The organism is Corynebacterium sp. Marseille-P8863 (assembly GCF_946902955.1).
Taxonomy (GTDB): Bacteria; Actinomycetota; Actinomycetes; order Mycobacteriales; family Mycobacteriaceae; genus Corynebacterium; species Corynebacterium gottingense.
The window spans coordinates 119,992-138,051 of record NZ_CAMPQC010000003.1; the positions used below are offsets into that span (position 1 = coordinate 119,992).

The following is an 18,060-nucleotide window of genomic DNA, read 5'->3' on the forward strand; positions in this document are numbered from 1 at the left end:
CGCATTGGTTTTGCGGGATGGGCGTGGACGCCAACGTGAAGATTCTGGAGAACTTCGCCACCCGCGTCACCCCCGTCTTGGGGTGCCAGCCAAACCGCAAAGGACTAGTCATCGGCTACCCCATCGACTAATTCTTGCAGGTCACATGACCTTCGCGTAACTGTCAGTACAGTCTACGTTGAATAGTTCAGCGTACCGTGTATTGTTCAGCACATGCTGACTATTGCTTCACGCCTCGACGTCATGAACCGGCTCGGCCGGGCCATGGCGGATCCGACGCGTTCCAGAATCCTGATGACCCTACTTGACGGCCCGAGCTACCCGGCCGTGCTTTCGCGCGACCTGGACCTAACCCGCTCGAACGTCTCGAACCACCTGACCTGCCTGCGCGACTGCGGCATCGTCGTCGCCGAGCCAGAGGGCCGCAAGACCCGCTACGAAATCGCCGATCCGCACCTCGCGGCAGCGCTCGACGCGCTGGTGAACGCGACGTTGGCTGTCGATGAAAACGCCCCCTGCATCGACCCTGAGTGCTCCGTGCCCGGCTGCGGCGAGAAGGGAGCGGACGCATGAGCTCGGCGTGTGGGTGCGAACACGAACCCGCCAAGGAGATCGAAGAGCTCGATCGGCCATGGTGGAAGGACCCCGAATTGCTACTGCCAATCTTCTCCGGCGTAGCCCTCTGCATAGGCCTGGCGCTGGACTGGTCCGGGCTAGAGACACCCGCAACAGTACTGTTCTGGGTCGGCCTGCTGCTAGGGGCGTATACCTTCGCGCCCGGCGCAATACGGAACCTGGTCATGAAGCGCAAGCTCGGCATTGGCTTGCTGATGACGATCAGCGCGGTCGGCGCGGTGATCCTCGGCTTCGTCGGAGAGGCCGCGGCGCTAGCGTTCCTATACTCGATCGCCGAGGCACTGGAAGACAAGGCGATGGACCGGGCCCAGGGCGGACTGCGGGCACTGTTGAAGTTGGTACCGCAGACCGCGACAGTGCTACGCGACGGCACGGCGGTCGAGGTCGCAGCGAAGGACCTCGTGGCTCGCGAGCTGATGCTCGTGCGCCCCGGGGAGCGGATCGCCACGGACGGCATCATTCGGTCTGGGCGCTCCAGCCTTGACACCTCAGCGATCACCGGAGAATCCATTCCGGAGGAGGTTGCGCCCGGCGACGAGGTGCCCGCGGGAGCGATCAACTCCGCCGGTGTGCTGGAAGTCCAGACGACCGCAGCTGGAACGGACAACTCGCTGACCACACTCGTGGACCTGGTCGAGCAGGCGCAGGCGGAAAAGGGCGACCGCGCCCGGATCGCCGACCGGATTGCCCAACCCCTAGTGCCCGGGGTGATGATCCTGGCGGTGCTAGTCGGCGTGATCGGCTCGCTGCTGGGCGACCCCGAGACGTGGATCACCCGTGCGTTGGTGGTTCTGGTCGCAGCGTCGCCGTGCGCGCTGGCAATCTCCGTGCCGCTGACGGTCGTGGCCGCGATCGGCGCGGCCAGCCAGTTCGGCGTGGTCATCAAGTCTGGCGCGGCGTTCGAGCGGCTCGGCGGCATCCGTCACCTGGCGGTGGACAAGACCGGAACCCTCACCCGCAACCAGCCCGAGGTTACCGGCGTGGTCCCGGCAGACAGGTTTGATCGGGCGCAGGTGCTTACTTTCGCGGCGGCAGTTGAGCAGCAATCGACGCACCCCCTCGCCGCGGCGATCGCGGCAGCGGGGCCCGAAGCGCCCGCCGCCCTGGACATCAGCGAGGAAGCCGGGCACGGCATCAGCGGCACCGTCGAAGGTCGACGGGTGCTGGTGGGCAGCCCCCGGTGGATCGACGCCGGGCCGTTGAAGGCAGACGTTGAGCGCATGGAGTCCGAGGGCCAGACCTGCGTCCTGGTCACCGTCGATGACGCTCTCGCTGGGGCGATCGGTGTCCGCGACGAGCTGCGTCCCGAGGTTCCCGAAGCCGTGCAGACCCTGCGCGCCAACGATGTGGAAGTGAGCATGCTCACCGGCGACAACACTCGCACCGCCCGGGCGCTGGCTGAAATCGCCGGAATCGACGACGTGCGCGCCGAGCTGCGCCCTGAGGACAAGGCAAGCATCGTCGCCGAATTTTCCTCCAAGACGCCGACGGCGATGATCGGCGACGGCATCAACGACGCGCCGGCACTGGCGGGCGCGACGGTGGGCATTGCGATGGGAGCAACCGGCTCTGACGCCGCGATCGAGTCCGCTGACGTCGCCTTCACTGGCCACGACCTCCGGCTGATCCCGCAGGCGCTGCAGCACGCCCGCCGAGGCAGCAGGATCATCAACCAGAACATCGTGCTGTCTCTGGCCATCATCATCGTGTTGATGCCACTGGCGATCAGCGGTGTGCTGGGCCTGGCCGCCGTCGTGTTGGTTCACGAAGTCGCTGAAGTCATCGTGATCTTGAACGGCCTGCGGGCTGCACGAGCGAAACGCTGAGGCTGTGACCGGCAAGTCTTATAAGAGTTAAACCACGCGCCGAGCGCACACACGTTGGACCAGGCGAGTCATTCGAGTTCACCACCTGGTCCTTCTCGATGCGTGCAGGCACGGGAACTGTGGGTGAACCTAATAGTTCAACGGCCCGATACCGCTTGCAGATTCTACACACGAGGTAGCGGAATGGACCGAGGCCGAACGAAAACCGGAGTTAGAGACAGCGCTCTTCAACCTCCCCCCAATAACGCGAAACGTCATTAACGCTCCGCGTTACACATTAAATTTGAATTCAACGGAGTGGCGAAAGAAGGCTACCTCACTCAGTTGTAAGCGATTCGAGAAACCTGAAAAGTGTGCCGCAAGGCGTTTTCTGCTCGGAAAGGCAACCTCCGCAGGCTAGATCGCTCCCCGTCACGAAGAGCTGGCACCGCCGAAGTTGCCCTCACGCCAGATTCGGACTCATTCTCACAGTCAGTCGCGGAACGAAAACCAACTGAGCACGGTCCTGGCTGCAGCTAGAACTGTTGGTGCCGAAACTAAATACCATCTTCTAACCGCTGGCGAAGCACGACTTCTTCTTCATCGCTGAGCCCGGCAAGTCTTTCACCGTGTTGTTCCTCTTCGAATCGCAGCGCATCCGCCAATGTTTCTTTCAACGGGCGAATCCGCAGGCCCGCTTCGTAGGCTGCGGTGCAATCGAGTAGCGCGATGTTGCGAAACTGTTCACCTGGTACCCACAACGGCAACGATTTTGGGCCCATCCACGGGGTTACATCATTAGCGAGAAGCAGTTCATCAGAGCAAGGTCGCTCCGTAGACTCCGATGCGGTTAACTCCCGCGAAATCTTGAACACATCGGACAAGGAAGTAGCAAACCCCGTAGCATTAAAGGTTCCGAAAGTCCCGACTTCTGCGGACTCAACTATCCAGCCTGCAAGGTCTTTCACATCGATCATAGCGACGGGAAACGCCGGGTCTGGGACGATCACGTTCTCACCCGTGGGATGCGCGAAGCGCCACGGATAGTAACCACTGCGCCCTGTTTCGTCGCCGTAGCCGGCGATCAGACCGGGTCGAACTACCATTACCGACCGATTTGTGCTTCGATAAGTCGTTTCGCAAGCAGACTTTGCGGCTGGGTACTGCCCCATGTTCTCCATGTAGTCAATTTCAAGCGGAGCGACTACAGAATCAGACTCGGAAGAAATACTTCCCTGATCCTCATATACGCTGCTCGAAGACACAAATATACGATGCTTGGCCTGGAGTTTCGCCGCCGCATCCCGCGCATGCTTCGGCTGACTCGTCAGATCCACAATGGTGTCCCAAGTTTTCCCCGCAACCTCATCGTACGCACCGTCACGGTCACGGTCTGAACTCACAAATTCGGTTCCGTTGGGAACCTTCCCGTTACCCCGCGCGAGGCAAGTAACTTGATGTCCTCGCTCGACTGCTGCAAACGCAATGTGCCCTCCAAGGAAACCGGTACCACCGAGCAACAAAAAGTTCATGTCCCTAGTTGTACACGAAACCTTCTCACACGTGACCAGTCCTAATCCCAGCGCATCCAAGCTGGAATAAGATGTCAGAGCAGGATTACCCCACCATCTGCCAGAGCTTCTTATTCGGCTAACCTACACATTGAACTTAAATTCCACGGAGTGTCGTCGATAAATAACTATTCGATGCGCAAAGTACAACGAAATACCGCTAGAAACAGACAACATATGGGGGTGCACAGAAACACATATAGGTTCTGCGGAAAACCTATAGGGTGCGTCGCTAAAAACCGCTGTGCGCGAAAAACATAAAGGGTTTACGGACCCGGTCCCAGACCCCTCAATACTCTGAGCCGGAAGAATGGAAAGTGGAAGGTTGATGTATCCCCACTATTTATTTTTTCCGTTTTTCGGAGTACATCGGGAGCTACAACTGCGGACCAGCTCTGTGTGAACTAGATGAGAAGGCGCAGCAGCGAATCATCGACGCTGGACAGTTGGTGCTGCGGGCACGCGAGCGGCACCCCCAGCGGTCACTCGCGGAGCACTACAACCCGTTATCGATGGACCCAATTCTGCTCAAGGCCCACAACAACTTGGACCGGGAAGTCGATAAGGCTTTCGATGTGGCACGCAAACTCACCAACGAGCGCCAGCGCCAGGAGCTACTGTTCGCCAGCTACGGGGAGTTGGCGAGGGGCTATGTCTCCTCGCTTTCATCAAAATCGAAACCACCAGCAGGGTCGTTCCCCGTGCGGGTGATTTTGATCGGTCCCGCTGCTGGGTGTAGAACCCTGTCGCTGGCAACGCCGGGAACTATGACTGTGCCCGACGAGAACACGTCACTGCCATAACGCGGCTCACGGTAGACGAACATGGGTCGTTCACTACTACTGGTGGATTTCGGTTTTGGTGGTGGGGGGATTACCGCCGCCGGCCTCGATTTTTCCGTTGAGGAGGGCGTTGACTACTTCCCGATTGTGAAATGGGCCGATGGCGCGGTGAAGAGGAACCAGTCACCTGGAAGAGATCGATCCAGTCGCTGGTGTGCAATCTGGGAGGTAGGGTTGCGGGGTCGATTCCTCGCGAGCGCAACCATGATTGTGTCTCTGAACGTGATGAAAACAACCCTGCCCTTCGGAGAATTTCCCCTATCCCGCGTCCCCGGGCGGTGAAAACGGTGTGCACCATCGCCTGAAAGGCTTTGCGTTGCTCTATCGGGATCTTCGGGTCACCCACCCGGCGGATCACTAAGATCCCCCCGTCAACGTTTGGCTGTGGCCGGAAAGCAGACCTTGGTACTCGGGAACCAAGGTGAAACGTGAACCATGGGGACCACTGAGCTGTCATCATCGTGCTTGCACCTACCCCGGCCCGGCGGCGAGCGACTTCCCACTGCATGAGGAGTACAGCGGCAGTCCATGCCGGCGCATGCAACAACTTTCGAAGAATGGCAGTGGTGAGGTGAAAGGGAATGTTTCCCACAATGACGCAGGGAGTGGCGGGTAACGGGAAGTTGAGGAAATCATCATGGACCACTTCGACCGACGCCGAGGCGGTCTTTTTTGTGAGTTTGGCAGCTAGTTTTGCGTCTACCTCAACTGCCGTTATTGCCCTCCCCAAGTGGGATATCGGGTGAGTGAGGGCACCGCTTCCTGGCCCGATCTCAATGATGGGGCCGGAGGTTTGTTTTACAAGATCGACGATGGAGTTGATGATCTTGTGGTCTGTGAGAAAATTTTGGCCATGTTCGTGACGGCCGTATCCGTATGTAGACATCAGGTGTGCTCCGTGGAGTTGAAACGGAGCCGGGCATGGCAAATGGCCGCCCGGCTAAAGGACCGGAGCGGTTTCTAACCTGCGGGAGGGAGAAAACCGCCTTAGCGGCTGGTGAGCGGCCGCATGAAAACGGAACCTGAAATCAACATGGGCCTATCGTATCCAATTAATTTCGCAGGGTCCAATACGGTGAGAAAGAAGACAACCGCACCGCAACAGTGCAAGACCTCTCTGGATTGGAATTTAATTGAACATGGGTTTGGGGTACGACGCGCCCTACTCGGAGTGGCACGGACACTACGGCTGCGCGCCCACACACAACAGTAAAGAGCTCGGCAATGCACAGACACGTAACGAGAGCGCCACAAATGTATGTACGTTTAAGTTACAGCATCGACACTGACGCTCCACATGGAGGGACGGCCGCAGCCCTGCAGCAAGCACACGGCAGGGTGTCTGCTTCGGGCGACGTGAAATTACGCAGAAAAATACGAAACACATCACCGCAGGTCACGGTAGGTATTTGCGGGTCATTTCGTAATCTCGTAACCGAAAAGAACAAAACTACGAAACACAAAAACATACGTTGAGCAGCGTAAATGGTTTTCGTTTCGTAATTTTTCCACTTTTTGAAGAAAATCTAAATAAGAAGAGACACTTTGATTGCGATTGTGTCCCGTGTCACATAGCTGCAACCCCTGCAGCGTGCCCTCAACGAGGACGCTCTGTGTCGTAGACATGTGCCTGCAATGCGTGTCTGTGTCTCTCTCTTAAAAGGTTTGGGTCGAAATGCCGCAAAATTACGAAACACCGCCGAAATGTGACGTGTCTATGCAGGTCACAGCGTTATCGCGTGTTTCGTAATTTGGTTTTCCGATTTTCGTAGTTCTACGAAACCGCAGGTAGAGCGTTTCGTAATTTTTTCGTATTTTGATCGGCAAATTACGAAACGAGGTCAAAACTACGAAACGAGCACACTATAGACGTGTCACAGGTCACAAAAAGGCGCGCCCCTTGCGTGTCACCATGCCGCCACACAACAGCTGCCCCACCACAACACCCCAGCCGTGCCACGTGGCGTGTAGAAACGTGCTCGGTTCGATTCGTAAAGATTAGGTCGCAGGCTATTGTGCGCGACGCATAAGTTCCGTACGATGGCCCCCAGACCGTATGTGGCGTTTTAATTCGTTTTTGGTTTAGCCAGCCGCATACGGGGGATAACCCCGAGGATAATTCATAAAGAGACAGCCTCTCGACCGTGATAGGCGCGGTTCCTCCGACGAGATAGACCGGTCGGCAACGGCATTGCCAACCACAAAAGCGGTCAGGTAGGGAGTAAGCGCTCCCGTAAAGCGATGGGACGGCAGACCACCGTTCTAGCGAGTTGAGCACGGCACTCCAAGCCGCCTGAATAGCAAGCCGGTAAAGCACCCCGCTCCGGGACAGATCAATCTGCCCAGGAGCGTTTTTCTATGTCCGAAAAGGACACGACTACCGCCGTCGCGCCACGCTTTTACACGCTGCAGGAACTCGCCGATCTCGGCGTCGGCTCCGAGTCCACGTTGCGAAAAGCTATTAAAGAGGGCCGTCTTTCATTCCACCGTTTCGGCACCGCCTATCGGATTCGCCAAGACGATCTCGACGCCTACCTCGCGGCCGCACGCCGCCCTGCCCCGCAGCTATTCGACGGCTTCGTCGATGCCGTCGTGAATGCAGCGCCCCAACTGACAGATGAGCAGCGCCAGCAGCTCGTCACGGTGCTGGGCGGTGTGAAGCACTAATGCGGACAAACCCGCCTACGACGAGATCCCGCCGCTTAGCTCAGCTAGTCAGGCTGGGTCTTGAACTGAGTGCGAGGGCTGATGGGTGATGGCCGTGCTACTACACACGCGCGCTCCACCGTCGTGCCCCGAGTCCAAATAAACAGTTCATTCAACCAAGGAGAACAAACCATGTCTTTCAGAGACGATTACGCAGCAGCGCTGCGCGATGAGCAGCAAGCAAAAGATACCGTGAACGAGGCGCGCCGTGCACACAAAGCGACAAAGGAGCGCCTTGCGCAGTTGCGCAAGTATGCCGAAGAGTTCGAGGTGAATCTCGACGGTGACAAGTCCGCCAGCACCGAAGGGGACGGTGACAAGTCCGCCAGCACCGAAGGGGACAGCGATACACCTGAGAACGGTGACGGCGACACGCCTGAGAGCACCGAGGGCAGTAAGCCGAAGCGGCATCTAGAAGTTGTACCCGACTAACCCTTTAGCCGTACACGCAATCACCTCATGTGTGTACGGCCACGCGGCGTGACGACGTACAGCCGTCACGTTTGATGTCGCCACACACCCCGCTCGCAAGGGCGGGGTTTTCGCGTGTGTGCGGGTGGCTGCGGCACCGCTACACGTGACACTGTCACGATGCTTGCGCCGGTATCGGCGACGGGGCATATACACGTCTGCCCCGTCGCCTGGATCATCCGCCACATGGCTGGCGGTATGTCGCGCTGCTGTTATGCGCGGTTCTGGCCGGCATAGTCTTGTGTGGACTTGAAATATGCCGAAGACGGGGCCGTGGGTGCAGCAAAGACAGCAGCGTGGACAGAGCAGATTTCAGCAGCTGTGCTGCTGAAGATGCAACCGCGACGGCAGATGGTATGCGGCGCATGCCGCATAATGGACGCGTCGTGAGATACGCCAATATCCATCTCGGCAGGCTTGCCGTGATGGAGCGTTTCGTGATGACCCAAACACGACACATCGATGCTGGCATATCCGAATACATATCGACGGGATATATCGGATTGCCAGCATCGATGTGTCGTGACGTAAAGCATGGGTCATCACACAAGGTGCAGCGCCAGCTGCACTATTGGGCATCTTGACCGGAGCGCAGCGGAGGGCAAGACAGCACCAGCCAGACCGAGCGAGCGAGGTCTGAGACTGGGGCTGTAGGGGGCGGCGCGCCAGCGCCGGGCACCGGGTTATGCGAGCGCCAGCGAGCAGTAATACCCGGTGCAGTGCCTCGGCTATGCCGAGCGCCGGAGCGCAGCGGAGGCGTCGCACCCCCTTATGCCCTTTTCCCCCTTCTACCCCTATAACGACAAACATATAGGGGTTTTGACACAGAAGGGGGCTGCGACCTGCGTGTTTCGGGTCTTTATGCGGTCTTCGACCCTTACCCGAAACGGCCCGTTGATGCGCGAAGCGCACATGGTGCCTACACAAAATCTGCAGGTCGCCACGCTGTGCGCACCACATACGGCGTCAGTCGTTGTATGTCGGTCTTAAAGTAAGGGCCGATGACGGGTGGAAACGCCGCTTGCGGCGTCTTCCCGCGTCATCGCGCACGCCGTGTGCAACGTGAGCTTGCGAACGTGCCACGGCGTCGAACCGAACGGCAAGACCGACATCGTTAACGTGGTGCGCACAGCCACACCCTGCACTCTGGCACCGCCGCTAGGCGGTCATTGCAGGGTGGTGAACATCCCGCAGCGAGCCATCCGCCGCAAGGCGGTGTTGATGCTGCTGCGGGGGTCAACGACACGGGCTGAGTAACACACTCCATATCGGCCCGTGCTACAAGCACACTATCGGTGCAGACGTATCACGTTCGCGGCGGCCATATGCGCGCAAGCGCATGTAACAGACACCGCCAGCGACGTGTGTTTCGCGAGCGCCCGCTCGCAGCAGATCCAGCGGCAGCTGTTGATGCAAATGTGTAGCGCCGCGACTCGATTGGTTCATCTTTGTGGCAGCGGCTGTACGGCCCTGTGGCGGCCGTAGACGCCTCGGATGGACGGAGTGCGCGTGCAGAAGAACAGTTTCGAGACGTCGCTGTTCGTCGTGTATCTGCCGAAGTCGATGTGCAAGGAGATCCCCGACTACTACACCAGTGAGGTGGACGGGCGCGAAGTGAAACGTCCGCGCTATGCAGCCCGCGACTACGAAGAAGCAATGATGTACCCCGAAGAGTCAATGCGTTGGCTCGCCGAGAACTTCATTCCCGGCGGTATCGACGCAGTCGCTGGCGGTGATATGAACTTCGACGAATCAACGCCACACATCCAGTTCCAGGCGGATACGTTCTCACCGAAGCCCGAAGATCCCGACAAGCTCCGTTGCCGCCCCGGCATCGCGTACAACACTGACACCTCAGTGCGGTACACATCCGGCCCGAAGAAGGGCAAGCAGATCTCGGGTAACCAGAAGTTCATCGACGCGCAACGGGGCCTGCGCGAACACATGCACTCGCTGGGCTATCCGGTGGAACTGGAAGTCTCCGAGCGGCATGACGAGTCGTTGAACCTCGGACGCTACGCAGAACAACAAGACCGGGAGCGCGACCTCGCCAAGCGCGAGGATGATGTGGAAGTCAAGAAGCGATCCGTGCAGCGCGATATGGACGCAATTGATCGTGACCGCGAGCAAACAGCAAAAGAACTTGAACAGGCAAAAGCTGCCAACGAAAAAGCGCAAGGTGTGTTGCAGCACGCCGAAGAACAGGCTCGCGCTGTTGCCGAGCGTGTGCTCAACGAGGCACGTGAGAAGGCAGAGCAAGAAGCCGAGCAGATCCGCAGTGACGCGCGCGAGAAGGCCAAGCAAGAAGCCGAGCAGACCATGGGCCTTGCCGAAGCGCAAGCAGACGAGCTGCTCGAACGAGCCGAAGAGACTGCACAGGCCAAGGCGGGCGAGATTACAGCCGCAGCCCGCAGCGAAGCGGAGTCGATCACACGCCAAGCCGACGAGGCCCGTAAGCAGGCTGAGCGCGACGCTGAGACGATCCGCAGCGAAGCACGAGATGAGGCCACAAGCATCCGCGACGAGGCCACGCGCGACGCTGCAGTAACGCGCACGGATGCCCGCGATGAGGCTGATCAGATCCGCCGCAACGCGCACACGGACGCCGAAGATGAAGCAGCCATCATCATCGAAGAAGCGGTGAAGTCAGGACAGCAGTTGGAGCATCTGGACAAGAAGTTCCTGGTGCAAGAACTGCATCGCAGCCCGGAGCTGCTTGAGCGCTACACGCTGTTCAAGCAGTCGCAGACCTCAGGCAAGAAGGGCGGGGCGCAGCAACGTGCGCGCGAGCGTATCGAGAAGCGCCGCCAGCAGCAACAGCAGCGTGATCGTGACGGCGGTATGGAGCTTTAGCAGCTCACCATGCGCTCTGCACGCCCGTCTGCGGGCCGTACAGGGCGCCGTCGGCGTCGTCGGTCATCTGCGGTATGAAACCGCTGAGATTCGGCGAAAATCGAAGAAATCTCGGCTAAGCGGGGCCAAGTGTCACTACGTTGCGCAGCGAATTGGCCGGTTAAGTGGCGGAGATATTGCGCAGCGCGTCGGTGTGTACGACGGCGCATGTGCTGCACAGCAAACATGCCAGCACACAGACCTGCAGAATGTCGTTGTCATCCTGTTGCGCAGTAAAGGTGTCAATAGGATGACAAACCACTTCACTGCCCAATTCACATGTCATTAAAGTGACAGGGCATTTGATTGCGCAGTAAACGTGTCGATGAAATGGGTGCCCAATACACAGTGCAACCTACGTGTTAATGAAATGTCACAGACACTACATAGTGCAGTGAGTTGCGCAGCAGAAACGCCAGTAAAAGCACCGCACCACTGCACCGTAAAACTGCACAAGTGATTCGCAGCAAATTGGCGTGTGAAATGGTTGAAAAAATAACCCCGCAGCGTATGCGGGGTTCATCCACGATTACAATTGCAACCGGGCTCACACTGCTATCGGAGGGTTAACTCCCCCTGCAACGCGTTCACAACGTCACGGGGAAGTACAGCTAGCGTGGGAGACGGGAATGTCACCACCACCACTATTCGGAGGTAAAACCATGACCCGCATCGCCATCATCGTCGGCAGCACCCGCCCCAACCGCCTGGCACCCCAGGTCGCCGAATGGGTGCACGAGCACGCGCAGCAGCACGGCGGCGCCGAGTTCGAGCTCGTGGACATCGCCCGACCAGAACCTGCCCCTGCTGGATGAGCCCATGCCCCCGGCCATGGGCCAGTACTCGAAGGATCACACCAAGGCCTGGGCCGAGAAGATCGCCTCCTACGACGGCTTCGTCTTCGTCACCCCGGAGTACAACCACTCCGTGCCCGCCGCACTGAAGAACGCCGTGGACCTCCTGTACGCGGAGTGGAACAACAAGGCCATCGGCTTCGTCAGCTACGGCAGCGCCGGCGGCACCCGCTCCGTGGAGGCGTGGCGGCTGATCGCCGCGGAACTGCAGATGGCCGACGTCCGCGCCCAGGTGTTCCTGCCCTTCAGCTCCGACTTCGAGGACATGTCGAAGTTCACCCCGACCGAAGGCGCCACCGGCGCTCTCACCGATGTGTTCAACCAGGTCACCGCCTGGTCGGAGGCGCTCAAGACGCTGCGCGGCTGACCGGTAGTTGGTCTGAACCAGGCCGAACGCGGCGAGAAACCTGTGGTTTCCCGCCGCGTTGTCGTTCGTTGCTCGCCTCAATGCCGAGCCGTTCGAGTTCTTCCGGATTGCCCCGCATCTCCCGGACCACCTCGGGCGTGCGGCTCTCAGTCGAGGATCTCCTCCACTGCCCGTAAACCGCTTGTCCGTCAGGTCGGGGTCGTCCTCGAAGGGGACCGGGGTTCCACCCGGTGGATTCTGCCCGGCCACTCCCCGACCGCGGGTCCCGCTCCACGGATGGACGCATCCAGGGTGGCGGTCAGGTAGCTGAAGTTCGCCGATTCCCCCTCGCACAGATCAGTTCTGGTGCCGTGGGAAAAGGGGTCTCTCCCCTGGCCCGGGACGGTGCCGGTTCGGCTGTCATACGCATCTTCGCCTGAATTGGACCCACCACGGCAATCCGCTGCACGACAGGCCCGGTGAGCCCTTGTTCCCCGTACCTCGCTCAGCTCGTCAGAGTCCCCTCCACTAGGCTCGGGGCACATGACAACTCGACCGAATTCCCTCCGGCACTGGGAGTACTTCGTCGCCGTGGCCGAGGAGGGCAGCGTCACCGGTGCCGCGGAGCGGCTGAGGCTGACCCAGTCCCCCGTGTCCCAGGGGCTGAAACGTCTGGAGTCGAATCTCGGCCTCGACCTGATCCGCCGCTCCGCCACCGGTGCCACCCTCACCGAGGCCGGCCGGTCCCTGCTCCCGCAGGCCCGGATTCTGGTCCGGGACGCCACGGAACTGCAGAGCATGGCCCACGCCATCACCGACGCCGGGGCCGAGGTACGCGTGGGGCTGGCCCCCTCGGTGCCGCCGGGCATCGCCTTCGACCTCACCTCCGCGTTGCGGGACGTCGGCCGGGTCAGTGTGCACACGGCCGAGGTGTCGCAGCTGGTCACCCGGGTGGGCGAGGGCCGTCTGGACTGTGCCGTCATCGAGGACCCGGCGCCGACGGGTGAGTTGTCTCGCGGGCAGCTGCACGAGGTTCCCCGGCTGCTCGCCGGGCCCGCCGAAAAGCCCGCGACCTGGGCGGCGTTGCGGGGACACACCCTGCTGGACAACACCGCCGCCGTCAGCCCGGCGGCCGCCGGACGCCTGGCCGACGCCTTCTTCACCATCGGCTTGCACCCGGAGACCGAGCTGTGGCCGGACCGGACGGCCCTGGCCGCGCGGCTCGGTGCCGGAGGCGCGATGGTGCTGCTCACCCCCGATCAACTCGGGGGCCTGCCCGCGTTCCCGATGCCGACGGCCTTCCACCTGCGGCTGCGGTGTGTGGTGCCGCCGCAACGGGGCGGGGCCGTCGGAAAGCGGGATCTGCGCGACGTCGTGGACCGTGCCCTGCGGCGCTCCCTCGGGCGTCTGGGAGAGACCGGATGACCAGGAGCCTGCGGGCCCGGATCGGCACCGAATTGGTCGCCGCGGGCTGTGACGGTTGGTGCTGGGCGCACCCGGTCGGCGAAGAGGCGGCCGGCGTCGGGGTCGGCGCCGACAGTCAGACCAGCATCTCGTCGATGTACAAGGTCCACCTCCTGGCCGCCTTCTGCCTAGCCGTGGACCGCGGGCTGCTGAATCCGCTCGACGCGGTGACGCTCAGCACGGATGACGGCCCGGTCGGGACCCCGGGAGTGGGGCTGTTCGCCGATCCCGTGACGATGAGCCTGCGGGATCTGGTGCGTCAGATGGTGGTGCTCTCCGACAGCATCGCCGCCCGGGTGCTGCAGCGGCGTCTCCCACCGGGCCTGGTCGGGGAGGTCGTCTCCCTGGCGAATCTCGAGGACACCACGATCGTCGCCCCGGGCACCACCGAGTCCGAACTCCCGGCCCTTCCAGAGGACGGCTCCGCGGCCAGCGAGGCGATCCGGCTGCTGGTCTCCTACCCCCGGGTCCACCAGGATCCGGCCACCTACCGCTCGGTGAGCACCCCACGCCAGCTGTGCCGCCTGCTGGACTGGATCTGGACGGGCCCGGATCTCACCGGGGTCTCCCGTGCCTTCGCCCGGACCGTGCTCGGGCAGCAGGTGTGGGGCCACCGGATCCCCTCCGGCTTCCCCGCCGGGGGCGTGCGCTTCCACGGCAAGACCGGGACGATCGGCCCCGTGCGCGGCGAGGTTTCCGTGGTGGCCGTCGACGAGGAGGCACCCATCGTCGTCGCCGTGATCACCCGTTCAGCCCGCAGCGGCCCGAACCTCGCGGCCGCGGACGCCGCGATCGGCCGCATCGCCCGGTTACTCGTCGATGAACTGCGCATGTCGCGCTGAGATTTCCCACCGGAGAACACCCCGCCGAGCAGGCGATATTCGTCTCCCGACTGGCCGGAAGTCGTGCGGGAACGTGGTAGCGGTGAGCCCGTGGGCCTAATCTCATCCGGCATGACCACCCGCACCACTGTCCGTGTCTCCGCCCTGCTCGCCGCTACGGCGCTCGCGCTCTCCTCCTGCACCGTGCCCTGGTTCCGGGACGCGGTGGACGAGTTCGTCGTCGCCTTCAACGCCGGTGACGACGCCGGTGCCGCCACACTCAGCGACGATCCCGCCCGGGCCGCAGCCGACCTGGAGCAGCTGCGCGCGGGCATCGGCGGGACCAGCGTGGAACTGGACGCCGGCGGCGAGGAGGACGGCGCCACCGAGATCACCGCCACCTGGACCGTCCCGAATGGCGATGAGTCCACTACCACCGGGACGATCACCCTCTCCGAACAGGACAGCGACCTCATCACCTGGGACAAGCGGATCTTCTCCACGGAGCTGAACGGGGACAGTCGCTTCCTCTACTCCGACGACAAGACCTTCACTCTGCCGGTGACCGACCGCAACGGCACCGACATCCTGTCCTGGACACCTGTCACCGTCGTCTCCGCGGGCCCGGAGCTGATCCCGCGGGCCGGGGAGATCGCCGCCGCCGTCCGCCCGGTCGTGCCGACCTCCACCGCCGAATCCGTCACCGCCCAGATCGAGTCCGGGGACGGCTCCCCGGTGGGGCTGTTCACCCTCCGAGAGCGGGACTTCGCCGTGATAGGGGACGCCCTGCGGGCGATCAAGGGACTGGACCTGCGGGAGGAGGGCCGCATGCTCGGCCCCACCCGGGACACCGCCTCCCCGGTGGACGGCGGCCTGCGCGACTACTGGTCGGAGAAGATCACGGCCGACGCCGGCTGGACCCTCCAGGCCACCTCCCCCACCGGCACGACCATCCTGGGGCAGGTGGAACCGGCGGAGAGCGAACCCGTGCGCACCACGATGGACCTCGGGGTGCAGACGGCCGCGAAGCGGGCCCTGGAGCCGATCGAGCAGCCCGCGGCGATCGTCGCCCTCAGCGCCTCCACCGGCGGGGTTATCGCCGTCGCGCAGAACGACGCCGCCGACGCCCTCGGCCCCGTCTCGCTGAGCGGGCTGTACCCGCCCGGCTCCACCTTCAAGACGGTGACCACCGCCGCCGCCCTCGAACGCGGCACCGTGGTACCCGACTCCACCGTCGCCTGCCCCGCCACCGCGGAGATCGATGGCCGCGTCATCCCCAACGACGGCAACTTCGCCCTCGGGGACGTCTCCATGACGCAGGCCTTCGCCCAGTCCTGCAACACCACCCAGGGTTTCATCTCCCAGGATCTGGAGCCGGACGACATGAGGAACACGGCGGCGCGTCTCGGACTGGGCGTGGACTTCACCGCGCCCGGCATGAACTCGGTGACCGGCTCCGTCCCCGTCACCGAGCCCGGCGCGGCCCGGGTGGAGGCCGCCATCGGCCAGGGCGAGGTCCTCTCCTCCCCCTTCGGGCTGGCCGTCATGGAGGCCTCCCTGGGCAACAACGGCCGGATGGTGCTGCCGACCCTGATCCAGGGTGAGGAGACCACCGCCGATCAGGACCCCGAGCCGCTCGACCCGGCGACAGTGCGGGCCCTGCGCGCGATGATGGCGGAGACGGTGGACTCCGGGACCGCCGCCAGCCTGAGCGACATCCACGGTCTCGGCGGCAAGACCGGGACCGCGGAGGTCGGGGGCAACCGGCCCGCCCACGGCTGGTTCGCCGGCATCAAGGGTGACCTTGCGTTCTGCACCTTCGTCGCCGGGGCGGAGTCCTCGGGACCGGCGGTGGCGGCCACGGGCCGTTTCCTGCGCGATGACGCGATGTCGGAGTGGCGCTGAGCGGACCCCATCACCCGGGCCAACGCTCACGTCGATCCCCCAAAAGTAGTATTAGTGCAGGTCAGCCCCATTCAGGGGGCGGAAGAGGACGTTCCGGACAAAAGTCCGCAATACCTCGGGTGATCACGTCAACTTCTGCGTTAAAAAATGAGGAGTCGTTCACTGTCGGTCAACATATTCGAGAAGGTAACCCGGTGTTTTCACGGGAAGCCGACTGACATGTGGTGAAGATCCAAGGAAAGTGACCATTGACCAGGCAAATTAGTAGTTGTTGATGTCACAATTTGCCTGCTCGAAGGGATCACCTTCAGGGTGAAGACTACCAGCTTCCATGTCGGTACCCCGCTCCTGCTCAACTGTGCTCGAACGCCGGACTCATGTTATTGGCCGCCACCGCCGACGCCGTCAAAGTCGCCGATGCCATCGACGTGGAACTGGCCGAGTGACAGAACCCGAACCTGCTGCACACCATGACCGCACTAGCCCTGGCACTGGCCCTCAGCGGGGACGACGCAGGCGATGTTGATCTCCTGGGCCCGTTGGTGGCCACCGGCCTGGTCGACCAGGTGCCGTCGCACTCCACGGTGCACCGCCGCCGCAAGGAACTCGCCGACCACGACGACGAAGCTGCCGGTGCCGGCACAACCGCGGTGCTGGCCGGCATGAAAACAGCCCGTACCGCGGACTGGACCGCCTGCGGTGCCCGCAACCCCGCCGCCGCGGCCAGCACCGATGCTCCGTTGGTTCTGGACCTGGACGCCACGGAAATCCTCGCCCACTCAGACAAGGAAAAAGCGGCCCCGACCTGGAAGAAGCACTACGGGTTCCACCCGCTGTGCGCGATCATCGACCACGGCGACGGGCTGACCGGTGAACCCGCAGCCGTCCTGCTGCGTCCGGACAACGTCGGCTCGAATACCGCCGACGACCACAAGGACGTCCTCGACCAGGCCTTGGCCGCGATCCCCAACCGCGTCGATGGTCAGGAGTGGGGGAAGCGTTTGCTGATACGCACGGATTCCGCCGGCGGATCCCAGGCCTTTCTGAGACACCTCAACCAACAAGGCCTGGCGTATTCGGTGGGGTTGCCGGTGACCTGGCAGATCGGCGACATCGCCTCCACGCTCGGCGAGGGCATCAAACAAGGCATCATCCGCGCGGGCGGTACGGTCAGCGACACCACGGACGCTTATGTCGCAGACATCACTTCCCGGATGCGATCCTGGGCCGGGGAACCACTGGGCATTAACCTCGACAAATACCCCACAGATATGCGGATTATCATCCGAAGCCCTGACGATGGCCTGGAAGGTACGAGGAGACCTGAATGGGGCGATTTTCCACTCGGATCACGGCAGTGTTTATACCTCTGAGCAGTACCGGAGGTTGTGTGAGCAGTTCGGCGTCACCCAGTCGATGGGAGCGATCGGGACGAGTGCGGATAACTCGTTGGCGGAGTCGTTCAACGCGTCACTGAAGCGGGAAGTCCTTCAGGATGAGCCTGTTTTTCCAAGTCAGCTGGTGTGCCGCCGGGATGTGTTTCGGTGGTGCACCCGGTACAACACGAAACGTTTGCACTCATGGTCCGGCTACCGCTCGCCGAATGCCTTTGAAGCCGCCTGATTAGCTGCACTGACTATCATGATCACCGCCTCCGCGGAACCGCACGGCGGGGCCGTCGACCCACTGCGGGCTGTCCCATTCGTCGAACGCGAGCAGAGCCCCGACACCGCACCGCTGCGTGCGC

Annotated in this window: 14 protein-coding genes and 2 pseudogenes; 14 read left to right on the forward strand and 2 right to left on the reverse strand. The window is 62.0% G+C overall.

Annotated elements, in window-relative coordinates; translation table 11 throughout:
- Positions 1-17: 17 nt before the first annotated feature.
- The 3 genes from OVO38_RS02885 to OVO38_RS02895 all read left to right on the forward strand — a co-directional run bounded on the left by OVO38_RS02885 (position 18) and on the right by OVO38_RS02895 (position 2,462).
- On the forward strand, positions 18-131 hold the full coding sequence (locus OVO38_RS02885; protein ID WP_095278921.1) for an alkane 1-monooxygenase: 114 nt from the start codon (positions 18-20) through the stop codon (positions 129-131).
- Between the two features lie 82 nt (positions 132-213).
- The gene (cmtR, locus tag OVO38_RS02890; protein ID WP_070828718.1) at positions 214-573 is read left to right on the forward strand and encodes a Cd(II)/Pb(II)-sensing metalloregulatory transcriptional regulator CmtR; all 360 of its coding nucleotides are present in this window, start codon (positions 214-216) and stop codon (positions 571-573) included.
- Positions 570-2,462 (forward strand): heavy metal translocating P-type ATPase, encoded by a 1,893-nt coding sequence (locus OVO38_RS02895; RefSeq protein WP_267207725.1) that lies wholly within the window; start codon positions 570-572, stop codon positions 2,460-2,462. The genes cmtR and OVO38_RS02895 overlap by 4 nt, the downstream gene beginning before the upstream one ends.
- A 536-nt stretch (positions 2,463-2,998) precedes the next feature.
- Here OVO38_RS02895 and OVO38_RS02900 read toward each other — a convergent pair.
- On the reverse strand, positions 2,999-3,973 hold the full coding sequence (locus OVO38_RS02900) for an NAD-dependent epimerase/dehydratase family protein (RefSeq protein ID WP_005291014.1): 975 nt from the start codon (positions 3,971-3,973) through the stop codon (positions 2,999-3,001).
- Between the two features lie 488 nt (positions 3,974-4,461).
- Between OVO38_RS02900 and OVO38_RS02905 the strand changes: the two genes are divergently transcribed.
- Positions 4,462-4,815 (forward strand): type IIL restriction-modification enzyme MmeI, encoded by a 354-nt coding sequence (locus tag OVO38_RS02905; RefSeq protein ID WP_016423158.1) that lies wholly within the window; start codon positions 4,462-4,464, stop codon positions 4,813-4,815.
- A gap of 70 nt (positions 4,816-4,885) precedes the next feature.
- Here OVO38_RS02905 and erm read toward each other — a convergent pair whose 3' ends face one another.
- Entirely contained in the window at positions 4,886-5,740 is an 855-nt protein-coding gene (gene erm, locus OVO38_RS02910) for a 23S ribosomal RNA methyltransferase Erm (RefSeq protein WP_016456425.1), read from the reverse strand.
- A 1,472-nt stretch (positions 5,741-7,212) separates the two neighbouring features.
- Between erm and OVO38_RS02915 the strand changes: the two genes are divergently transcribed.
- The 10 genes and pseudogenes from OVO38_RS02915 to OVO38_RS02960 all read left to right on the forward strand — a co-directional run.
- Positions 7,213-7,521, forward strand: coding sequence for a helix-turn-helix domain-containing protein (locus tag OVO38_RS02915; RefSeq protein ID WP_024058948.1), 309 nt, complete (start codon positions 7,213-7,215; stop codon positions 7,519-7,521).
- A gap of 171 nt (positions 7,522-7,692) precedes the next feature.
- The gene (locus tag OVO38_RS02920) at positions 7,693-7,992 is read left to right on the forward strand and encodes a hypothetical protein (RefSeq protein WP_024058949.1); all 300 of its coding nucleotides are present in this window, start codon (positions 7,693-7,695) and stop codon (positions 7,990-7,992) included.
- A gap of 335 nt (positions 7,993-8,327) precedes the next feature.
- Positions 8,328-8,615 carry a hypothetical protein gene (locus OVO38_RS02925; RefSeq protein WP_267207726.1) on the forward strand — a complete coding sequence of 96 codons (288 nt, stop codon included), beginning with the start codon at positions 8,328-8,330 and terminating at the stop codon, positions 8,613-8,615.
- 925 nt (positions 8,616-9,540) lie between these two features.
- Positions 9,541-10,884: a hypothetical protein gene (locus tag OVO38_RS02930; protein WP_231699088.1), complete on the forward strand. Its 1,344-nt coding sequence runs from the start codon at positions 9,541-9,543 to the stop codon at positions 10,882-10,884.
- 701 nt (positions 10,885-11,585) lie between these two features.
- A pseudogene (locus tag OVO38_RS02935) lies at positions 11,586-12,144 on the forward strand (NADPH-dependent FMN reductase).
- Between the two features lie 522 nt (positions 12,145-12,666).
- Positions 12,667-13,548 carry a LysR family transcriptional regulator gene (locus OVO38_RS02940; RefSeq protein WP_070421285.1) on the forward strand — a complete coding sequence of 294 codons (882 nt, stop codon included), beginning with the start codon at positions 12,667-12,669 and terminating at the stop codon, positions 13,546-13,548.
- Positions 13,545-14,429 (forward strand): serine hydrolase, encoded by an 885-nt coding sequence (locus OVO38_RS02945; protein ID WP_070421284.1) that lies wholly within the window; start codon positions 13,545-13,547, stop codon positions 14,427-14,429. The genes OVO38_RS02940 and OVO38_RS02945 overlap by 4 nt, the downstream gene beginning before the upstream one ends.
- Positions 14,430-14,540: 111 nt before the next feature.
- A complete protein-coding gene (locus OVO38_RS02950) occupies positions 14,541-16,313 on the forward strand; it encodes a penicillin-binding transpeptidase domain-containing protein (protein WP_267207727.1) in 1,773 nt (590 codons plus the stop codon).
- 470 nt (positions 16,314-16,783) lie between these two features.
- Positions 16,784-17,686 carry a transposase gene (locus OVO38_RS02955; protein ID WP_070421282.1) on the forward strand — a complete coding sequence of 301 codons (903 nt, stop codon included), beginning with the start codon at positions 16,784-16,786 and terminating at the stop codon, positions 17,684-17,686.
- Positions 17,592-17,936: pseudogene (locus OVO38_RS02960) on the forward strand (integrase core domain-containing protein); the annotation flags it as partial. The gene OVO38_RS02955 and the pseudogene OVO38_RS02960, both read left to right, overlap by 95 nt.
- Between the last annotated feature and the right edge of the window lie 124 nt (positions 17,937-18,060).